Genomic DNA, 17,627 nt, shown 5'->3' on the forward strand with positions numbered 1-17,627 from the left:
GGAACCTCTTCGCGCATGGAAAGCAGCCAATTCCCGAACGCCGACGCCGCCACGCTGATGGAGCGCGTGCTCTACGAGGTCAAGCGCGTCGTCGTCGGCCAGGATCACTTCCTCGAGCGCGTGATGGTCGCGGTGCTCGCGCAAGGCCACCTGCTGGTCGAGGGCGTGCCGGGCCTGGCCAAGACGCTCACCGTCAAGACGCTCGCCCAGACGCTGCGCGGCACGTTCAAGCGAATCCAGTTCACCCCCGACCTGGTGCCGGCCGACCTGGTCGGCACCCGCATCTACAACCCGCGCAGCGGTGACTTCAGCACCTCGCTGGGGCCGGTCTTCACGCACCTGCTGCTGGCCGACGAGATCAACCGGGCGCCTGCCAAGGTGCAGAGCGCGCTGCTCGAGGTGATGCAGGAACGCCAGGTCACGATTGCCGGCGAGACCCACAAGGTGCCCGAGCCGTTCCTCGTCATGGCGACGCAGAACCCCATCGAGACCGAGGGCACCTACCCGCTGCCCGAAGCGCAGGTCGACCGCTTCATGATGAAGGTGCTGGTCGACTACCCGAGCGAGGACGAGGAGCTCGTGATCGCGCAGCGCGTCACCGGCGCGCCCGCCGTCGTGTCGGCGGTCGCCAGCATGAGCCAGCTCGCCGAACTGCAGCATGAGTGCCGGCAGGTCTACGTCGATCCGTCGCTGATGCAGTACGCGGTACGGCTGGTGAGCGCGACGCGCCGGCCCGATCGCTACGACCTCGCCGACATCGCCAAGTACCTGACCTTCGGCGCGAGCCCGCGCGCGACCATCGGCCTCATCGAGGGCGCGCGCGCGCTCGCCTTCATGCGCGGTCGCAACTACGCGCTCCCGGAAGACATGAGCGTGCTGATCGGTGACGTGCTGCGGCACCGTCTCGTCCTCTCGTACGAGGCGCTCGCCGAAGGTCTGGACGCCGACCAGCTGATCGCGCGCATCGTGCGCAAGATCCCGGTGCCCGACAAGCCGCTCGAGCGATGAACGCGCGCACGCGCCCGGCGCCCGAACCCGCCGCACCCGCGGCGGCGTCCGACGCGGCCGGCGCCCAGGCGCTGCTGACGCGCCTCGAATGGACCGTGCTGCGCCGCCTCGACGGCATGCTGCAGGGCGACTACCGCACCCTGCTGCGCGGCTCGGGGCTCGACCTGGCCGACCTGCGCGAGTACCAGCACCACGACGACGTCCGCCACATCGACTGGAACGTCACCGCACGCCTGCAGCAGCCCTACGTGCGCCAGTTCACCGAGGACCGCGAGGTCTCGGCGTGGTTCCTGATCGACCTTAGCGGCAGCGTCGACTTCGGTTCCGACCGCCTGACCAAGCGCAACGTGTCGCGCGAGTTCGTCGCGGTGCTCGCGCGCCTGCTCACGCGCCACGGCAACCGCGTCGGCGCCCTGCTCTACGGCAGCTCGGTCGACGCCATGCTGCCGGCGCGCGGCGGACGCGCCCACGTGCTGCAGCTGCTGCAGCTGATGGCGGCCCGGCCTGCCGAGTCTCGCCCCGGCCCCACAGACCTGCGCGAGCTGCTGGCCGCGGGGCAGCGCACGATCCAGCGCCGCAGCAGCGTCTTCGTGCTGTCCGACTTCATCAGCGCACCCGGCTGGGAGCCGCTGCTCGGCCAGCTCGCGATGCGCCACGACGTGACGGCGGTGCGCCTGTTCGACCCGCTCGAGCTCGACCTCCCGGACATCGGCCTGGTCACCATGCGCGACGCCGAGACCGGCGAGCAGATCGTCGTCGACACCCACGACCGACGCTTCCGGGCGCGCTTCCAGGCCGCCGCCGAGCGCCGCGAGAACGCCCTGCGCGAGGCGCTCGGCGCCGCCGGCGTCGACACGCTCGAGCTCGCCACCGACGACGACCTGCTCGACGCCATCATGCGTTTCGCCGAGATGCGCAAGCAGCGCAGCCGACTCGCCAACTGGACCGGCGGGCGCGGCTCGGTGGGGCATCTCGCCCAAGCCAAGACATCGCCATGAATTCGCTCGTCACCTTCATCTGGCCGACCCTGCTGTGGGGCCTGGTCGCCGTCCCGCTGCTGGTCCTGCTCTACGTGTGGCTGCTCAGGCGCCGCAAGCAGACGACGCTGCGCTACGCCAGCCTCGGCCTCGTGAAGGAGGCGCTCGGCGCGCGGCGCGGCTGGCGTCGCCACGTGCCGCCGCTGCTGCTGCTGACCGCGATCATCGCGCTGCTGCTCGCGGCGGCGCGGCCCGCCGCGCTGATCGCGCTGCCCATGACGCAGGAGACGATCGTCCTCGCGATGGACGTCTCGGGGAGCATGCGAGCGACCGACGTGCAGCCGAACCGGCTGATCGCGTCGCAGGAAGCGGCCAAGGCATTCGTCGCCGACCTGCCGCGCGACGTTCGCGTGGCGGTGGTCGCGTTCGCCGGCACCGCCGCGGTGGTGCAGGCGCCGACGCTGAGCCGGGAGGACGTCTACGCAGCGATCGACCGCTTCCAGCTGCAGCGTGCCACCGCGATCGGCAGCGGCATCGTGCTCTCGCTCGCGACGCTGTTCCCGGAAGCGGGCATCGACCTCTCGCAGATCACCGGCCAGCGCAACATGCCGCCAGGCCCGAACGACAAGCCCAAGCCCGAGTTCAAGCCGGTGCCGCCCGGCTCGTACACGTCGGCCGCGATCATCCTGCTCACCGACGGCCAGCGCACCACCGGCCCCGACCCGATCGAGGCCGCCAAGATGGCTGCCGACCGCGGCATACGCGTCTACACCGTCGGCATCGGCACCAAGGAAGGCGAGACGATCGGCTTCGAGGGCTGGTCAATGCGCGTGCGGCTCGACGAGGAGACGCTCAAGACGATTGCCAACCTGACGCGCGCCGACTATTTCTACGCCGGCACCGCCGCCGACCTGAAGAAGGTCTACCAGGGCCTCAGCAACCGCTTCGTCGTCGAGAAGAAGGAAACCGAGATCAGCGGCCTGCTCGCGGGGTTCGGCGCGCTGCTCGTGATGCTGGCGGCGGGGCTTTCTGTCTGGTGGTTCGGAAGGATCGCTTAGTGGCGCTGGCGAATCGCTGCGCGATTCGCCAGCGGATCTGATCAGTGTGATCAGGACCGGCGGAGCCGGATCCTGGCCCCATGAGAGGTCGCGCTGCGTGTGCCTGCGCGCGACCTGGAGCAGGCAGCTGCGCTGCCTGCGTAGCGAGGCAGCCAGCGCGGACGCCTCGCTGCGCCGGCTTGTGCATAGCACTGAAAACGCCAGGACGGCGGCGATTTGGGTCGGCGCTTGACTTTCAGCTTGCCGCCGGAGGCACGGCCGTTCGCTGAACGCTCGCACCACATCCAGTTTGCAACTGTGGCCGGGGATTGCTTCGCGTGCGGCAGCGGGGATGAGCGGGAGCGTTCGGCCTCATCTCCTGCGGACGCATCAACCGGCTGATACAGCTCAACCGAACCGCCCCTGCATGAACCAGCCCTGGCGAGGTTCACCGTCGGTCTCCAGCGGCAGGCGGGCGCGGTAGATCCAGACCAGGGCGCCATCGCCGTTCTGGGCGATGAAGTAGTCGCGTTCGGCGAGGCTGCAGTCCCACCAGCCGGTCTCGATGCGCTCGGGGCCGCTCAGCAGTTGCAGCGGCGAGCCGTCGAGGAAGGGGCGCGACTGGCGCTCGGGGAGCGGCTGCGGCTCGGGCAGCAGCCAGACCGGGCGGCGCGCGGCGCCGGCAGCCCCTGCGATCGACGAGCCGGCGGCGCGGGGCGCCTTCACGAGACGCTCGACGCGTGCGGCGTCGACCGCCTGCAGCGCGCTCGCGCGCTCGGGGCGGTGCTCGTCGAGCGGCGCGAGGCGCTGCACCTGCGCGGCGCCCAGGCGCGCCTGCAGGCGCTCGATCAGCCGGGTCAGGCCTTCGACCTCGCTGCGCGCGGTCGGGAACAGCTCGCTGTTCGGCGCGGCACGGCGCGCGATGTCGGCGGCGGCGAGGCGCAGATCGAGCGTCGGCGCCGGCAGCTCGATGCGCGCGAGCCGCTCGCGCAGCAGCACCAGGAGGTGCTCGCGGTCGCGCGACGGCTCCGCGAGCGCGATCTCGAGCACGCTCTCGGCGGGCGTCGCGCTGCTGCGGCGCCAGCGCGTCTCGTGCTGCATCACCAGCGTGAAGCGGCGCACGAACGCGTGCTGCGCGCTCAGCCAGGCGACGAGCCGCGCCAGCAGCACCGCCGCGCCGTGCAGCAGCTGCTCGGTGGTGTCCGCCCGCGCGAACAGTTCGAGGCGGCTTTCGAAGGTCGCCGGCAGTGCCAGCGGGACGCGCGGATCGGGCCGTGTGCCGAGCGCGGCGTCGAGCTCGGCGAGCAGCGCCTCGCCGAAGCGCCGCGCCAGCCCGGCGCGTGGCAGGGCGCGCAGGTCGCCGAGCGTGCGCAGCCCCATCGCCTGCAGCGCGTCGCGGTGCTCGCGGCCGGCGCCGAGGCGCCACACCGGCAGCTCGTCGAGCGCGCGCTGCAGCGCCGCGTCGTCGGCGCAATGGCAGTCGGGGTGCTGACGCGCGAGCAGCGCGGCGCCCTGCGCGGTCGGCGCGGTTGCGCAATGCACCACGTGGCCGAGCGGCGCGAGTGCGCGGCCGAGCCGCTGCAGCAGGCGCTCGAGGCCGCCGAAGTAGCGCAGGCTCGCCTCGACCTCGAGCAGCACGGTGTGCGCGTCGTCGAACGGGTGGCCCGCGCGCGCGATCACGACCTGCGGGGTGAAGGCGAGCGCGGCGTGCGCGACCGGCAGCAGCGCGGCCGCGTCGCGCGCGGCGTCGGCCTGGCCGAGCACGAGCTGCGGCGCGAGCGCGAGCGCGGTGGCGCGCTTGAGCCCGGGCCGCACGCCGAGCGCCTGCGCAACGGCGTTGCCCGCGACGATGCGGTGCGCGTCGATCAGCGCGATCGGTGCCGGCGTGGCCGAGTCGCTGCCCGCTCCCGCAGCGGTGCCTGCGCCGCCGTCGCCGGCATGCACCTCAGTGCCTGCCGCTGCGGGCCTGCCAGCGAGCGTCGCCTCGAACGACTCGAGCGACAGCGACGGCAGATGCAGCGCGATCCAGAGCACGACGTCACCCGGCGCTTCACGGCGAACGGCCGGCCGTCAGGCCAGGTTCACGAAGGTCGCGGCGCGCAGGGCGAGCGCGTCGGGCACCCGTGCGCGCTGACGCGCCGCGGCCGACAGCACCGGCGCCAGCGCGAGCTGCAGCGGCGTCTCGAGCGGCGGCCCGCGGCGCTTGAGGATGCGCAGCTCGAGCCGGTCGGCGCCGCCCGGCCGCAGCGCCAGGCGCAGCGGCGACGCGGTCGGGCGCGCCTCGGCGGCCATCTCGCGCAGCACGAACGCCGGGCCGTCGTGGGCGTGCGCGGCGATCTGCAGGCGGCGCAGGTGCTCGGCGCGAAGGCGCGCCGGCAGCCACGCGACGATCGCGCCGACGTGGCCGCTCTTCAAGGCCTGCTCGAGCGCCCACAGGCTGTCGCTGCCTGGAATCACGCGCGCGCGCGTGTGGATGATCAGCAGCTGCTCGACGTCGAAGCCGAGCTGCTGGAGCGCCGCCGCCGAGAGCGCCGCCGGCGGGTCGAACAGCATCACCAGACGGCCGGCGCGCTGCGTCGCGACCAGCGCCGGCGCGAGCAGGCGGATCTCGCCGACACCCGGGTGCCGCAGCAGCAGTTCGCTGAGCACGCGGCGCGGCCAGCCGCCGCCCGGCAGTTGCGCGTTGAGCGCCGCGAAGCCGCTCGGCAGCGTGTCGGCGCCCTGGCGGCCGAGCTGGCTCCCCAGCCAGAGCATCGGGTGCAGCGTCTCGGGCGAGCGCACGTCGGCCGGCGGGGCATCCGAAAGCACAGCCTCCGCAGACGGAGCGCGAGCTGCCACCGGCTCTGCTGCAAGGCTGTGCACCGGGAGCGCCTGCCCTGCGGTGGGCGCGCGCAGCGCCGCCTCGCCGGATCGAACCGGTGCGGGCGGCGTGGCGAGGGCGGGTGCGGCGTCCATGTCGGTACTGTACGTTTATACAGTACCCGCTTCAAATGCGCGACGCGGTCGGTTCGCACGGCCGACCGGTTCGATGCCGCCCGCCGCGGGTTCGAGAGCGCTGCCGCGGAACCCGTCGAGCCCGCCACGACCTGCCGAAGCGCCCGTCACCGGGGTCGATCGGGATGTCGCCGCCGAGGACGGCTTCGTATCATCGCCCGCAGCCGCCGCACGCCTTGCGGCGCAGCCAACGAACGCGGGAGACACGATGAATGGCTCGATGATGCAGCAGCCGCTGCTGATTTCCTCGCTGCTGGTCCACGCCGAGCGGCACCACGGCGAGCAGGAGGTGGTGTCGCGGCGCGTCGAGGGCGACATCCACCGCTACACCTACCGCGACATGGCGGCGCGCTCGCGCCGCATGGCCAACGCCCTCGCGACGCTCGGCGTCGCCGACAGCGAGCGCGTCGCCACCCTGGCATGGAACGGCTACCGCCACATGGAGCTGTACTACGCGGTGTCGGGCAGCGGCGCCGTGCTGCACACGCTCAACCCGCGCCTGCACCCCGACCAGCTGCTCTACATCGTCGACCACGCCGAGGACGCGCTGCTGTTCTTCGACCTGACCTTCCTGCCGCTGGTCGAGGCGATCGCCTCGCGCGTGAAAACGGTGCGCCGCTTCGTCGCCATGACCGACCGCGCGCACATGCCCGCGTCGACCAAGATCCCCGACCTGCTCTGCTACGAGGACCTGATCGACGCCGAGAACGACCGCTACGTCTGGCCGAGCTTCGACGAGAACCATGCCTCGTCGCTCTGCTACACGTCGGGCACCACCGGCAACCCGAAGGGCGTGCTGTACAGCCACCGCTCGACGCTGCTGCATACCTACGCGATCGCCCTGCCGGACTCGCTCGGCTGCTCGTCGGCCGACGCCATCCTGCCGGTGGTGCCGATGTTCCACGTCAACGCATGGGGCCTGCCGTACGCGGCTTGCATGACCGGCTCGAAGCTGGTGTTTCCCGGCCCCGGGCTCGACGGCAAGTCGCTCTACGAGCTGTTCGAGTCCGAGCGCGTCACCGTCTCGGCGGGCGTGCCGACGGTCTGGCAGGGCCTTCTCGGCTATGTCGAGGCCAACGACCTGCGCTTCTCGACCATGCGGCGCACCGTGATCGGCGGCTCGGCGTGTCCGCCGGCCATGATGACGGCGTTCCAGGAGCGCTACGACGTGCGCGTGCTGCACGCCTGGGGCATGACCGAGATGAGTCCGGTCGGCACGGTCGCCATCCTCAAGGGCCGCCAGCTCGAGCGCAGTGCCGAGGAGCGCTTCGCCCTGCAGAGCAAGCAGGGCCGCGCGGTGTTCGGCGTCGACATGAAGATCGTCGGCGCCGACGGGGCGGAGCTGCCGTGGGACGGCAAGACCTCGGGTGAGCTGATGGTGCGCGGGCCGTGGGTGGTCAGCGAGTACTTCAAGGGCGAGGGCGGCAACCCGCTCGTCGAGGACGCGGCCGGCCACGGCTGGTTCCCGACCGGCGACGTCGCGACCATCGACGCCGACGGCTTCATGCAGATCACCGACCGCAGCAAGGACGTCATCAAGTCCGGCGGCGAATGGATCGGCTCGATCGACCTCGAGAACATCGCGATGGCGCACCCCAAGGTCGCAATGGCCGCCTGCATCGCCGCCCAGCACCCCAAGTGGGACGAGCGTCCGCTGCTGGTGGTGGTCAAGAAGCCGGGCGCCGAGCTCGAGCGCGACGAGCTGCTGTCGTTCTACGAGGGCCGCATCGCCAAGTGGTGGACGCCCGACGACGTGGTCTTCGTCGATGCGATCCCGCTCGGCGCCACCGGCAAGATGCTGAAGAACCGGCTGCGCGAGCAGTACGGCCGCCACCTCGTCGAGCGCGCTTGACGCCAGCTTCCGCCTCGGCGCCGCGGCGCGGCCGCGGTGCCGGGGCCCGCGTGCGATGAACGTCGGCGCCCTCGCCGCCGGCATGGCGTTCATCCTCTGGGGCCTGATGCCGCTCTACCTGCGGCTGGTGCCCGGCGTGCCGCCGCTCGAGGTGCTGTCGAACCGCATCGTCTGGGCGCTCGCGGTGCTCTGGGTCGCGATGGTCTGGCGCGGCCGCTGGGGCTGGCTGCGCACCGCGCGCGAGCCGCGCGTGCTCGCGGCGTTCGCGGCGAGCGCGCTGCTGCTGTCGGCGAACTGGGTCACCTACATCTGGGCCGTCGGTCAGGGCCGCATCGTCGAGTCGAGCCTGGGCTACTTCATGACGCCGCTCGTCAACGTGCTGCTCGGCTACACGGTGCTGCGCGAATATCCGCGCCGTGCGCAATGGGTCGCGCTCGCGATCGCGAGCGTCGGCGTGGTCTGGATGACGGTCGCGACCGGTGCGCTGCCGTGGATCGGGCTGATCCTTGCAGCGACGTTCGGCGTCTATGGTCTGTTGCGCAAGGTGGCCGCGATCGACGCCCTCGAGGGGCTCACGCTCGAGACGACGTTGCTGGCGCCGTTCGGCATCGCAGGGCTGTGGTGGTGGTGGGGCAGCGGGCCGACGAGCTTCCCGAGTGCCGGTCCGGCGGTGACCGTCTGGCTGCTCGGCCTCGGCCCGATCACCGCGGTGCCGCTGCTGCTGTTCGCGGTCGGTGCGCGGCGCCTTTCGATGGCGTCGCTCGGGATGATGCAGTACCTGGGGCCGACGCTGCAGTTCCTGGTCGGGGTCTGGATTTTCGACGAGCCGTTCGGGCCCGACCGCCTCGTGGGCTTCGGCCTCATCTGGATCGCGCTCGCGGTCTACAGCGCCGATGCCCTCCGCAACGCGCGCCTGACGCGGCGCGACGTCGCGGAGCCGGCGACGAGCGCCGGCTGATCAGATCGGGCCGGCGGGCGCCGGCCGAGTCGCGCTGCCGGCGACGCGCGCCGGCCCTGCCGTCAGTTGGCGGCGATCACCTGCGCCGCGGCGTTGACGACCGCGGCGATGCGGCCGATGTCGCGCAGCTGCTGGGTGGTGCGGCCTTCCTTCTTCAGAAGGGCGTAGTGCGACGACACGCAGAAATGGCACTTGCCGACGATCGACGCAGCGAGCGCGTAGGCCTCGAACTTCGCCTTCGAGACCCCGCCCGACGTCGCGTACGCGTTCATGCGCAGCTCGGCGCGCTGCGTCTTCAGGTCCTCGTCGTTCGCCATCTCGACATACGGGTACCAGACGTTGTTCATCCCCATCAGCGCGGCCGCGGTCAGCGCGGCGTTCGCCTCGCCTTCGGGCAGCGCCGCCTTGAACGCGTCGACCAGCGGCTTGCTCTTGGCGGCGAAGGCGGCGGCGAGCGCGACGCCGAGCGCGTCCTCGGGCGCGAGGCTCGAGCGCGCGATCACGCCGTCGAGGTTCAGGCGAATGTCTTTCGCGTAGTCGGGGATCTGTTCCTTGATCGCGTTGAGGAATTCCATGGTTCAGCTCCGTTGCAGGATGAAAAAAGGCCCGCCGAAGCGGGCCTTCGTGCGAAGGACGGGTTCGGTGCCGATCAGAGCGTCGAGCCGCCGACGCTGCGGTTGCACGGGCAGAGCTCGTCGGTCTGCAGGCCGTCGAGAATGCGCAGCACTTCGTCCGGGCTGCGACCCACGTTCAGGTTGTTCACGCTGACGTGCTGGATCGTGTTGTCCGGGTCGACGATGAAGGTCGCGCGCAGGGCGACGCCTTCGTTCTTGTCGCGAACGCCGAGCTGGTCGACGAGCTGACCGCGGCTGTCGGCGAAGCTCCAGTGGGCCAGGCTCTTCAGCTCCGGGTGCTCACGGCGCCAGCCGAGCTTCGAGAACTCGTTGTCGACCGAGCCGCCGAGCAGGACGGCATCGCGCTCCTCGAACTGCTTGGCGAGCTTGTCGAAGCCGACGATCTCGGTCGGGCAGACGAAGGTGAAGTCCTTCGGCCAGAAGTAGATGACCTTCCACTTGCCGGGAAAGCTCGACTCGGTGATGGTCTCGAACGCCGAAGCGCCGTTTTCCTCGTGCTGGTTGAAGCCGGGCTTGACGCCGACGACGGAGAAGGATTCGAGCTTGTCGCCAATGGTTTTCATGGTGTGACTCCGTTGTAGAAGTTGAGGGAAGGTTCGGACAGACGCTATTATGGCTATCAGAACCGAAATGTCCATCGCCTCTAGCTATCGCGCACATTGGGTGCGAGGCGACGGAAGCCATCGCGCGGCTCGACGAATCCTAGCCGTGCACGAAAGCCGCATCGAGAGCAGCCCTGCACCGGAAACGCCAGCCAGTTCGGCCGTCGTCGACGTGCCCCGGCTCGAAACGTGTCGTCGGATGCGCTAAACTGCGCCGGCGCGTGGGGGGGTAGCTCAGCTGGGAGAGCGTCGCGTTCGCAATGCGAAGGTCGGGAGTTCGATCCTCCTCCTCTCCACCACCAACATGAAAAGCCAGGCAGTGCCTGGCTTTTTCTTTGGGCGGGCCAAACCGACATCGGCCTCTGGCGTCGACGGGAGTCGATGCCGTTGTCCCCGAGCCTCGCATGCGGCGCCCCCTGCCGCATCTGCCCTCCTCCACCGGCTCGTCAGATCGCGTCCTCTCCGACAAGGCCACGGCGCGTCGTCCTTCGGGGTTAGCGATGGGGCGGGTGCACGAACGTGCGAGCATCATCGCCGGCAGGCGTCATGGCGGCGCCGCAGCACGGAGGACAAGAAGATGGCGAACGAAGACAACGGCAAGCGTGTGGTTCTGGTCACCGGCGGCATGGGCGGCCTCGGCGAAACCATCTCGACCAAGATGGCCGACGCCGGCTACCGGGTGGTCGTCACTTATTCGCCGGGCAACACCAAGCATGGCGAATGGGTCGCCAACATGAAGGCCAACGGCTACGAGATCCTCGCGGTCGGCTGCGACGTCTCCGACTTCGATTCGTGCGCCAAGGCGGTCGCCGAGGTGCACAGCCGCGTCGGTGACGTCGACATCCTCGTCAACAACGCCGGCATCACGCGCGACATGACGTTCAAGAAGATGGACAAGCCGAACTGGGACGCCGTGATGCGAACCAACCTCGACAGCCTCTTCAACATGAGCAAGCAGGTCGTCGACGGCATGGTCGAGCGCGGCTGGGGCCGCGTCATCAACGTCTCGTCGGTGAACGGCTCGAAGGGCGCGTTCGGACAGACCAACTACTCGGCCGCGAAGGCCGGCGTGCACGGCTTCAGCAAGGCGCTCGCGCTCGAGGTCGCCAGGAAGGGCGTCACCGTCAACACCATCTCGCCGGGCTACATCGGCACCAAGATGGTCACCGCGATCCCCGAGGACATCCTCAACACCAAGATCCTGCCGCAGATCCCGGTCGGCCGGCTCGGCAAGCCCGAGGAAGTCGCCGGGCTCATCATCTACCTGGCGTCCGAAGAAGCAGCCTTCGTCACCGGTGCCAACATCGCCATCAACGGCGGCCAGCACATGCAGTGACCCGCGGCGGCACGCGGCGTGCCCTGCCCCACCGTCCGCGGGGCACGCGCCGCGTGGCCTCGATCCACTCCAACGACGAGGACCTCTCATGATCAAGTCAGGGATCGACCAGGATGCGCTGGTGACGCTGTTCTCGGAGGCGAGCGCCAAGCAGGGCGACTCGCTGCGCCAGGCGGTGAGCGCCGCGACGCTGAAGGCGCTGCAGAGCCGCGAACTCACCATCGAGAACATCCGCAAGGTCGTCAAGTCGGTGACGCAGGCGGCGTCCACCGGCGCCGCGCAGAACGCGCTGCCCAACGTCGACGTCGAGGGCATGCTCGAGAAGGCGCTCGCCGGCATCGACTCGGCGCTGCTGCAGGCGGTCGAGGCGAACCGCAAGGCCCTGCAGCAGTTCGTCGACCAGGGCACCGGCCTGCAGGAGAAGCAGCTCAAGACCGCGCTTGCCAATGTCGAGAAGATGGAGGACGTGTTCTTCGACGCCGTCCGCAAGGCGGTGCCGAGCGGCGGCCCGCTGCAGGGCGCGTGGGAGCAGGCGCTGAGCGCGATGCAGATGAAGGGCAGCGAGACCGGTGCGCAGGCCACGCGCACGGTCGAGGAACTGACGCAGCGCGCGCAGACCGCCTTGCGCGACAGCCGCGCCACCAGCATGCGCGCCGCGCAGGCGATGCTCGACAGCTATGCGGCGATGGTGAGCGGCGTCCTGCTCGGCATGTCGGAAGGCCTGCAGGCGGGACGCGCTGGCGCCACGCAGCAGTCGTCGGCCGAGCCTGCGGCGGGTGACGAAAGCGACGGCGGCGGCGATGCCAAGCCGGCGCGCGGCCGCAAGCGCTGAAGCGTCGCGGGCGGGAGGCGGCGCCCGCCGGCGCTGCCGCGCAGCGCCGGGGTCAGCGCGCCGGCACGTCGGCGCCGAGGTCGCGCAGCAGGCTCTCGACGCGCTCGCTGACCGCCCGGTCCATGGTGATCGGGCGCCCCCACTCGCGCGTCGTCTCGCCGGGCCACTTGTTGGTCGCGTCGAGCCCGAGCTTGCCGCCGAGGCCTGCGTCGGGTGAGGCGAAGTCGAGGTAGTCGATCGGCGTGCGGTCGACCAGCACGCTGTCGCGCACCGGGTCCATGCGGGTCGTCACGGCCCAGATCACGTCGGCCCAGCTGCGCACGTCGACATCGTCGTCGGTGACGACGATGAACTTGGTGTACATGAACTGGCGGAGAAAACTCCACACGCCGAACATCACGCGCTTGGCGTGTCCCGGGTAGCGCTTCTTGATGCTCACGATCGCCATCCGGTAGCTGCAGCCCTCGGGCGGCAGGTAGAAGTCGACGATCTCCGGAAACTGCCGCTGCAGGATCGGTACGAACACCTCGTTGAGCGCGACGCCGAGCACCGCCGGCTCGTCGGGCGGCTTGCCCGTGTAGGTGGAGTGATAGATCGGGTCGGCGCGATGCGTCAGGCGCCTGATCTCGAACACCGGGAACCAGGCCTGCTCGTTGTAGTAGCCGGTGTGGTCGCCGAACGGACCCTCGAGCGCGTGCAGGTACCCGTCGATCGACTTGAGCGGCACGCCGTGCTCGCTGACGCCCTCGAAGCCGGCAGGCGATGGCGGGATGTGGCCTTCGAGCACGATCTCGGCGTGCGCCGGCACCTGCAGCGCCGCGCCCGCGTCGCCGACGCCGGCTTCCACGAGTTCGGTGCGGCTGCCGCGCAGCAGGCCGGCGAACTGATATTCCGAAAGCGTGTCGGGCACCGGCGTCACCGCCCCGAGGATGGTCGCCGGGTCGGCACCGAGCGCGACCGCGACCGGGAACGGCTCGCCGGGCTTGGCAGCGGCGAATTCGGCGAAGTCGAGCGCGCCGCCGCGATGCGCGAGCCAGCGCATGATCACCTGTCGCGGCCCGATCACCTGCTGGCGGTAGATGCCGAGGTTCTGGCGCGCGCGTGAACCGGGCGAGCCCTGCGGCCCGCGCGTCACGACGAGGCCCCAGGTGATCAGCGGCCCGGCGTCGCCCGGCCAGCAGGTCTGCACCGGCCAGCGCGCGAGGTCGATCTCGGCTCCCTCAACGACGTGCTCCTGGCACGGAGCGCGCCGCAGCGTCGCCGGCTTCATCGACCACACCGCGCGCGCAAGCTCGAACAGCCGGCCGGCGTCGCGCAGGCCGCGTGGCGGCTCGGGCTCCTTCAGGCTCGCCAGCACGCGGCCGATGTCGCGCAATTCGGAGACGTCGCCCGAGCCCATCGCGAGCGCGACGCGCCGCGTGGTGCCGAACAGATTCGTCAGCACCGGAATGGTCGAACCCACCGGATGCGTGAACAGCAGAGCGGGCCCGCTGCTGCGCAGCACCGCGTCGCTGACCGCCGTCATCTCCAGGATGGGCGAGACCGGCTCGACGACCTTGCGGAGGTCGGAAATGCGCTCGAGCCCGGCCAGAAACTCGCGAAGATCGCGGTACTTCATACAAATAAGTTCTGATCCGCCATTCTCTTAGTGTTGACCAGGAATGAAGTGGCTTTCCATAATCGCGCCCTCGCTGAGTTCGCACGCCGGCCACCCACGCCGGCGCCTCGGGCTCGTTTCGATGCTCGCCGTGCCGGCTCTGCCCGCGGCGAGCCGGGGCGCCGGATTATGGCCACCCCGCCGCGCCAGGTTTGACGATGACCGGCTACCCGCCGGGCTTGCGTCAGGAGATCTGCGAATGACCCTGTTGGACCGCTTGCATCGCTCGGCCCGAACCCTCCCGCGCGCCACCCTGCACTCGCTCGGCGTCTTCACCAAGGACGTCGGTCGCGGGCTGCTCGAGGTGAGCCACAACTCGTTCGCCGTGATCGGCTTCGTGCTGGTCAGCGGCGTCGTGTTCGCCGGCACCCAGCCCGAGATCCGCCACGAGCTCGAGGCGCGTGCGCTCGGCTGGCTGCAGGAGCGCCACGGCGCACGCCCCGAGCCGGTCGCCGCGGCGGCGGAGCCGGCCGCCGCGGAGCCGCTGGTGTTCGACGAGCCCGACGCGATCGCCCGCGCGACCGCCGCCGATCCGAAGCAGTTGAGCCGCCAGCAGGCCGCGGTCGCGCAGTGGCTGTCGCGGCGCTACAAGGTTGCGCTCGAGCCGGTCAGCCGGCTGGTGCAGGAAGCCTGGCAGGTCGGCGCGCGCAGCCGCCTCGACCCGACGCTGATCCTCGCGATCATGGCGATCGAGTCGAGCTTCAATCCGTTCGCGCAGAGCGCGGTCGGCGCGCAGGGCCTGATGCAGGTCATGACCAAGGTCCACAACGACAAGTACGAGCCGTTCGGGGGCCGTCACGCGGCGTTCGACCCGGTGACCAACCTGCGCGTCGGCGTCCAGGTTCTCAAGGAATGCATCGCGCGTGCCGGCAGCGTCGAAGGGGGCCTCCGCTTCTATGTCGGCGCCGCCAATCTCGCCGACGACGGCGGCTACGCCGGCAAGGTGCTGAACGAGCAGAGCACGCTGCGTCAGGTCGCCGGCCTGCCGAGCCTCGCGCCGCGCGTCTTCGTGCGCGCGCCGGCCGCCGAGGCGAGCCCGGCGGCCACGCCGGCGATCGACCCCGCGTCCGCCGCGCCGGTCGCCGAAAATCTGCCGCCGGAGCAGGTCGCGCTGCTGCGCTGACCGCGCGCGGAGTTCGCTCCGCTACACTCGCCTCGCTGCGCGACTGGCGATTGGCCCCACGGGCCTGAGGTGGACGACCACCGGGGAGCGCGGCCGGCGGGGCACGGAGCCTGCGCCGATCAGCCGTTCGCCTGGGCAGCCCTCCCGGCAGCGTCGCGCGACGCGTGCCGGCCGGGATCCTTCGAGAAGGACTGCCACACCATGTTCGACCGCTCCACGTCCACCGTCGCCCAGGTCGATCCCGAGATCTGGGCTGCCATCCAGAGCGAGAACCTGCGCCAGGAAGACCACATCGAGCTGATCGCGTCCGAGAACTACGCGTCGCCGGCGGTGATGGCCGCGCAGGGAAGCCAGCTCACCAACAAGTACGCCGAGGGCTACCCGGGCAAGCGTTACTACGGCGGCTGCGAGTTCGTCGACCAGGTCGAGCAGCTCGCCATCGATCGCCTGAAGCAGCTGTTCGGCGCCGGCTACGCCAACGTGCAGCCGAACTCGGGCTCGCAGGCGAACCAGGCGGTGCTCTTCGGCCTGCTCGAGCCGGGCGACACCATCATGGGCATGAGCCTCGCCGAAGGCGGCCACCTCACCCACGGCATGCCGCTCAACATGAGCGGCAAGTGGTTCAAGGTGGTGAGCTACGGCCTCACCGCCGACGAGTCGATCGATTACGAGCAGGTGGAGCGCCTCGCCCGCGAGCACAGGCCCAAGCTGATCATCGCCGGCGCCTCGGCGTACAGCCTGCGCATCGACTTCGAGCGCTTCGCGCGCATCGCGGGCGAGATCGGCGCCTTCTTCATGGTCGACATGGCGCACTACGCCGGCCTCATCGCCGCGGGCGTCTACCCGAACCCGGTGCCGCATGCGCACGTGGTGACGTCGACCACGCACAAGAGCCTGCGCGGCCCGCGCGGCGGCATCATCCTGATGAACGACGAGGCGATCGCCAAGAAGATCAACAGCGCGATCTTTCCCGGCATCCAGGGCGGCCCGCTGATGCACGTGATCGCCGGCAAGGCGGTCGCGTTCAAGGAGGCGCTCGGACCGGACTTCAAGCGCTACCAGCAGCAGGTGGTCGCCAATGCGGCGGTGCTCGCGAACACCCTGACCGAACGGGGCCTGCGCATCGTGAGCGGGCGCACCGAGAGTCACGTGATGCTGGTCGACCTGCGGCCGAAGAACCTCACCGGCAAGGAAGCCGAGGCGATCCTCGGGCGCGCGCACATGACGTGCAACAAGAACGGCATCCCGAACGACCCGCAAAAGCCGATGGTGACGAGCGGCATCCGCCTCGGCACGCCGGCGCTCACGACGCGCGGCTTCGGCGCGGAGGAGACGCGGCGCACCGCGCACCTGATCGCCGACGTGCTCGACGCGCCGCACGACGAGGCGGTGCTCGCCGAGGTGCGCGGCAAGGTCGGCGCGCTGACGCGCGACTTCCCCGTCTACCGCTGAGCCCGACGGCCCGTGCGCTGCCCGTTCTGCAGCAGCGACGAGACGCAGGTCGTCGAGACGCGCGACTCGGACGAGGGTGACGTCGTCCGCCGTCGCCGTCGCTGCGCGCACTGCGACAAGCGTTTCACGACCTACGAGCGCGCCGAGATCGCGCTGCCGAGCGTCGTCAAGAAGGACGGCACGCGGGCCGAGTTCGACGCCGGCAAGCTGCGCGCGTCGATGGTGCTCGCGCTGAGGAAGCGCCCCGTCAGCGTCGAGCAGATCGACGCGGCCCTCGAGCGCATCCAGGACAAGCTGCTCAACAGCGGCGCCAAGGAAGTGGCCTCGTCGCGGCTGGGCGAGCTCGTGATGCGCGAGCTCAAGCGGATCGACAAGGTCGCGTACGTGCGCTTCGCGTCGGTCTACCGCAGCTTCGAGGACGTCGACGAGTTCCGCCAGCTGATCCGCGACATCTGAGCGCGCACCGGCACCGACGGGTCGTCCCGCGCTGCCGGTCACGCCGCAGCCCCCGACAGCGAGGGCACCCCGGCGCCCTCCCCCGCCATACCCCTTGCCACGGGATCGTTCGGCCACGGCCGCGTTCCTAGAGTGGCGTCATGGCACACGCGAATGCGATCCGACCGGCTGGCGCCAGGCGCGCCGCCCGCGGGTTCACGCTGATCGAGGCGGCAATCGTCCTCGCGGTCGCCATGGTGATCGCGTTTGCGGTCGCGCCGACCTTCCAGGAGATGATCGACACGCGCCGTCTCGTCGGTGCCGCCGATCAGCTCGCGAGCGACCTCCAGCACGTGCGCAGCGCCGCGGTCGCGCGCAACCAGACGCTCCGGGTGAGCTTCCATACGTCGGCGGCGTTCAGCTGCTACGTCGTGCACACCGGTGGCATCGACGACTGCACCTGCGCCGCGACCGGCGCCGCCGTCTGCAACGCCGACGTGCGTGCGCTGAAGACGATCGCGCTTCCCGCCGGCCGCATCGGCATCGCCGCCAACGTCGCCTCGATCGCTTTCGATCCGGTGCACGGCACCAGCACGCCGACCGGCACGCTGCGCGTCACCGATGCGCGCGGCCGCGCCATCCATCACGTCGTCAACATCATGGGCCGGGTCCGCTCGTGCACGCCGCTCGGCGCGGTGGCGGGCTATCGCGCCTGCTGAAGGAGATCGC

Annotated in this window: 16 protein-coding genes, 1 tRNA gene and 1 riboswitch; of the genes, 12 read left to right on the top strand and 5 right to left on the bottom strand. The window is 70.6% G+C overall.

What is annotated here, in order from left to right; all coding sequences use genetic code 11:
* Positions 1–15: 15 nt before the first annotated feature.
* From HQN59_RS15690 to HQN59_RS15700, 3 genes are read left to right on the top strand one after another with little or no spacing between them, the layout of a single operon-like run.
* On the top strand, positions 16–1,008 hold the full coding sequence (locus HQN59_RS15690; protein ID WP_176070062.1) for an AAA family ATPase: 993 nt from the start codon (positions 16–18) through the stop codon (positions 1,006–1,008).
* A complete protein-coding gene (locus HQN59_RS15695; protein ID WP_176070063.1) occupies positions 1,005–2,006 on the top strand; it encodes a DUF58 domain-containing protein in 1,002 nt (333 codons plus the stop codon). Before HQN59_RS15690 ends, HQN59_RS15695 begins: the two co-directional genes overlap by 4 nt.
* Positions 2,003–3,043: a VWA domain-containing protein gene (locus tag HQN59_RS15700; RefSeq protein ID WP_176070064.1), complete on the top strand. Its 1,041-nt coding sequence runs from the start codon at positions 2,003–2,005 to the stop codon at positions 3,041–3,043. The genes HQN59_RS15695 and HQN59_RS15700 overlap by 4 nt, the downstream gene beginning before the upstream one ends.
* A 387-nt stretch (positions 3,044–3,430) precedes the next feature.
* On the opposite strand, the gene HQN59_RS15705 is transcribed toward HQN59_RS15700, so the two are convergent.
* Together HQN59_RS15705 and imuA are read right to left on the bottom strand one after the other, a co-directional pair.
* Positions 3,431–5,056 carry a DNA polymerase Y subunit UmuC family protein gene (locus HQN59_RS15705; RefSeq protein WP_176070065.1) on the bottom strand — a complete coding sequence of 542 codons (1,626 nt, stop codon included), beginning with the start codon at positions 5,054–5,056 and terminating at the stop codon, positions 3,431–3,433.
* Between the two features lie 36 nt (positions 5,057–5,092).
* A complete protein-coding gene (imuA, locus tag HQN59_RS15710; RefSeq protein ID WP_176070066.1) occupies positions 5,093–5,977 on the bottom strand; it encodes a translesion DNA synthesis-associated protein ImuA in 885 nt (294 codons plus the stop codon).
* Between the two features lie 247 nt (positions 5,978–6,224).
* Here imuA and HQN59_RS15715 point away from each other — a divergent pair, with 247 nt between their 5' ends.
* Positions 6,225–7,868, top strand: a complete 1,644-nt coding sequence (locus HQN59_RS15715) for a 3-(methylthio)propionyl-CoA ligase (RefSeq protein ID WP_176070067.1) — start codon at positions 6,225–6,227, stop codon at positions 7,866–7,868.
* A gap of 55 nt (positions 7,869–7,923) precedes the next feature.
* The gene (rarD, locus tag HQN59_RS15720) at positions 7,924–8,826 is read left to right on the top strand and encodes an EamA family transporter RarD (RefSeq protein WP_176070068.1); all 903 of its coding nucleotides are present in this window, start codon (positions 7,924–7,926) and stop codon (positions 8,824–8,826) included.
* A 62-nt stretch (positions 8,827–8,888) separates the two neighbouring features.
* Here the strand turns inward: rarD and HQN59_RS15725 are convergent, their stop codons facing one another.
* Both HQN59_RS15725 and HQN59_RS15730 read right to left on the bottom strand, forming a co-directional pair.
* Positions 8,889–9,401, bottom strand: a complete 513-nt coding sequence (locus HQN59_RS15725; RefSeq protein WP_176070069.1) for a carboxymuconolactone decarboxylase family protein — start codon at positions 9,399–9,401, stop codon at positions 8,889–8,891.
* A 74-nt stretch (positions 9,402–9,475) separates the two neighbouring features.
* Positions 9,476–10,024, bottom strand: a complete 549-nt coding sequence (locus tag HQN59_RS15730) for a peroxiredoxin (RefSeq protein WP_176070070.1) — start codon at positions 10,022–10,024, stop codon at positions 9,476–9,478.
* Between the two features lie 262 nt (positions 10,025–10,286).
* Here HQN59_RS15730 and HQN59_RS15735 point away from each other — a divergent pair.
* The 3 genes from HQN59_RS15735 to HQN59_RS15745 all read left to right on the top strand — a co-directional run bounded on the left by HQN59_RS15735 (position 10,287) and on the right by HQN59_RS15745 (position 12,231).
* Positions 10,287–10,362 (top strand) — tRNA-Ala (locus HQN59_RS15735).
* A 278-nt stretch (positions 10,363–10,640) separates the two neighbouring features.
* Positions 10,641–11,399, top strand: coding sequence for an acetoacetyl-CoA reductase (gene phbB, locus HQN59_RS15740; protein ID WP_176070071.1), 759 nt, complete (start codon positions 10,641–10,643; stop codon positions 11,397–11,399).
* An 88-nt stretch (positions 11,400–11,487) separates the two neighbouring features.
* On the top strand, positions 11,488–12,231 hold the full coding sequence (locus HQN59_RS15745) for a DUF6781 family protein (RefSeq protein ID WP_246294948.1): 744 nt from the start codon (positions 11,488–11,490) through the stop codon (positions 12,229–12,231).
* Positions 12,232–12,283: 52 nt separating this feature from the next.
* On the opposite strand, the gene HQN59_RS15750 is transcribed toward HQN59_RS15745, so the two are convergent.
* Positions 12,284–13,849 carry a UbiD family decarboxylase gene (locus tag HQN59_RS15750; RefSeq protein WP_176070072.1) on the bottom strand — a complete coding sequence of 522 codons (1,566 nt, stop codon included), beginning with the start codon at positions 13,847–13,849 and terminating at the stop codon, positions 12,284–12,286.
* Between the two features lie 238 nt (positions 13,850–14,087).
* On the opposite strand from HQN59_RS15750, the gene HQN59_RS15755 reads away from it, so the two are divergent.
* From HQN59_RS15755 to HQN59_RS15770, 4 genes are all read left to right on the top strand, one after another.
* Positions 14,088–15,011 carry a lytic transglycosylase domain-containing protein gene (locus tag HQN59_RS15755; RefSeq protein WP_176070073.1) on the top strand — a complete coding sequence of 308 codons (924 nt, stop codon included), beginning with the start codon at positions 14,088–14,090 and terminating at the stop codon, positions 15,009–15,011.
* A 29-nt stretch (positions 15,012–15,040) separates the two neighbouring features.
* Positions 15,041–15,155, top strand: a riboswitch (ZMP/ZTP riboswitch).
* Positions 15,156–15,212: 57 nt separating this feature from the next.
* Entirely contained in the window at positions 15,213–16,463 is a 1,251-nt protein-coding gene (gene glyA, locus HQN59_RS15760) for a serine hydroxymethyltransferase (RefSeq protein WP_176070074.1), read from the top strand.
* 12 nt (positions 16,464–16,475) lie between these two features.
* Positions 16,476–16,919: a transcriptional regulator NrdR gene (nrdR, locus tag HQN59_RS15765; protein ID WP_176070075.1), complete on the top strand. Its 444-nt coding sequence runs from the start codon at positions 16,476–16,478 to the stop codon at positions 16,917–16,919.
* Between the two features lie 140 nt (positions 16,920–17,059).
* The gene (locus HQN59_RS15770) at positions 17,060–17,617 is read left to right on the top strand and encodes a GspH/FimT family pseudopilin (RefSeq protein ID WP_176070076.1); all 558 of its coding nucleotides are present in this window, start codon (positions 17,060–17,062) and stop codon (positions 17,615–17,617) included.
* Positions 17,618–17,627 lie beyond the last annotated feature (10 nt).

This window comes from Rhizobacter koreensis (assembly GCF_013366375.1).
In the GTDB taxonomy this organism is placed as follows: Bacteria; Pseudomonadota; Gammaproteobacteria; order Burkholderiales; family Burkholderiaceae_C; genus Schlegelella_A; species Schlegelella_A koreensis.

Bases quoted from the DNA above. Each gene is read 5' to 3' on its own strand.
- HQN59_RS15690 (WP_176070062.1), top strand. From the start codon at position 16: ATGGAAAGCAGCCAATTCCCGAACGCCGACGCCGCCACGCTGATGGAG.
- HQN59_RS15695 (WP_176070063.1), top strand. From the start codon at position 1,005: ATGAACGCGCGCACGCGCCCGGCGCCCGAACCCGCCGCACCCGCGGCG.
- HQN59_RS15700 (WP_176070064.1), top strand. From the start codon at position 2,003: ATGAATTCGCTCGTCACCTTCATCTGGCCGACCCTGCTGTGGGGCCTG.
- imuA (WP_176070066.1), bottom strand. From the start codon at position 5,977: ATGGACGCCGCACCCGCCCTCGCCACGCCGCCCGCACCGGTTCGATCC.
- HQN59_RS15715 (WP_176070067.1), top strand. From the start codon at position 6,225: ATGAATGGCTCGATGATGCAGCAGCCGCTGCTGATTTCCTCGCTGCTG.
- rarD (WP_176070068.1), top strand. From the start codon at position 7,924: ATGAACGTCGGCGCCCTCGCCGCCGGCATGGCGTTCATCCTCTGGGGC.
- HQN59_RS15725 (WP_176070069.1), bottom strand. From the start codon at position 9,401: ATGGAATTCCTCAACGCGATCAAGGAACAGATCCCCGACTACGCGAAA.
- HQN59_RS15730 (WP_176070070.1), bottom strand. From the start codon at position 10,024: ATGAAAACCATTGGCGACAAGCTCGAATCCTTCTCCGTCGTCGGCGTC.
- phbB (WP_176070071.1), top strand. From the start codon at position 10,641: ATGGCGAACGAAGACAACGGCAAGCGTGTGGTTCTGGTCACCGGCGGC.
- HQN59_RS15745 (WP_246294948.1), top strand. From the start codon at position 11,488: ATGATCAAGTCAGGGATCGACCAGGATGCGCTGGTGACGCTGTTCTCG.
- HQN59_RS15750 (WP_176070072.1), bottom strand. From the start codon at position 13,849: ATGAAGTACCGCGATCTTCGCGAGTTTCTGGCCGGGCTCGAGCGCATT.
- HQN59_RS15755 (WP_176070073.1), top strand. From the start codon at position 14,088: ATGACCCTGTTGGACCGCTTGCATCGCTCGGCCCGAACCCTCCCGCGC.
- glyA (WP_176070074.1), top strand. From the start codon at position 15,213: ATGTTCGACCGCTCCACGTCCACCGTCGCCCAGGTCGATCCCGAGATC.
- HQN59_RS15770 (WP_176070076.1), top strand. From the start codon at position 17,060: ATGGCACACGCGAATGCGATCCGACCGGCTGGCGCCAGGCGCGCCGCC.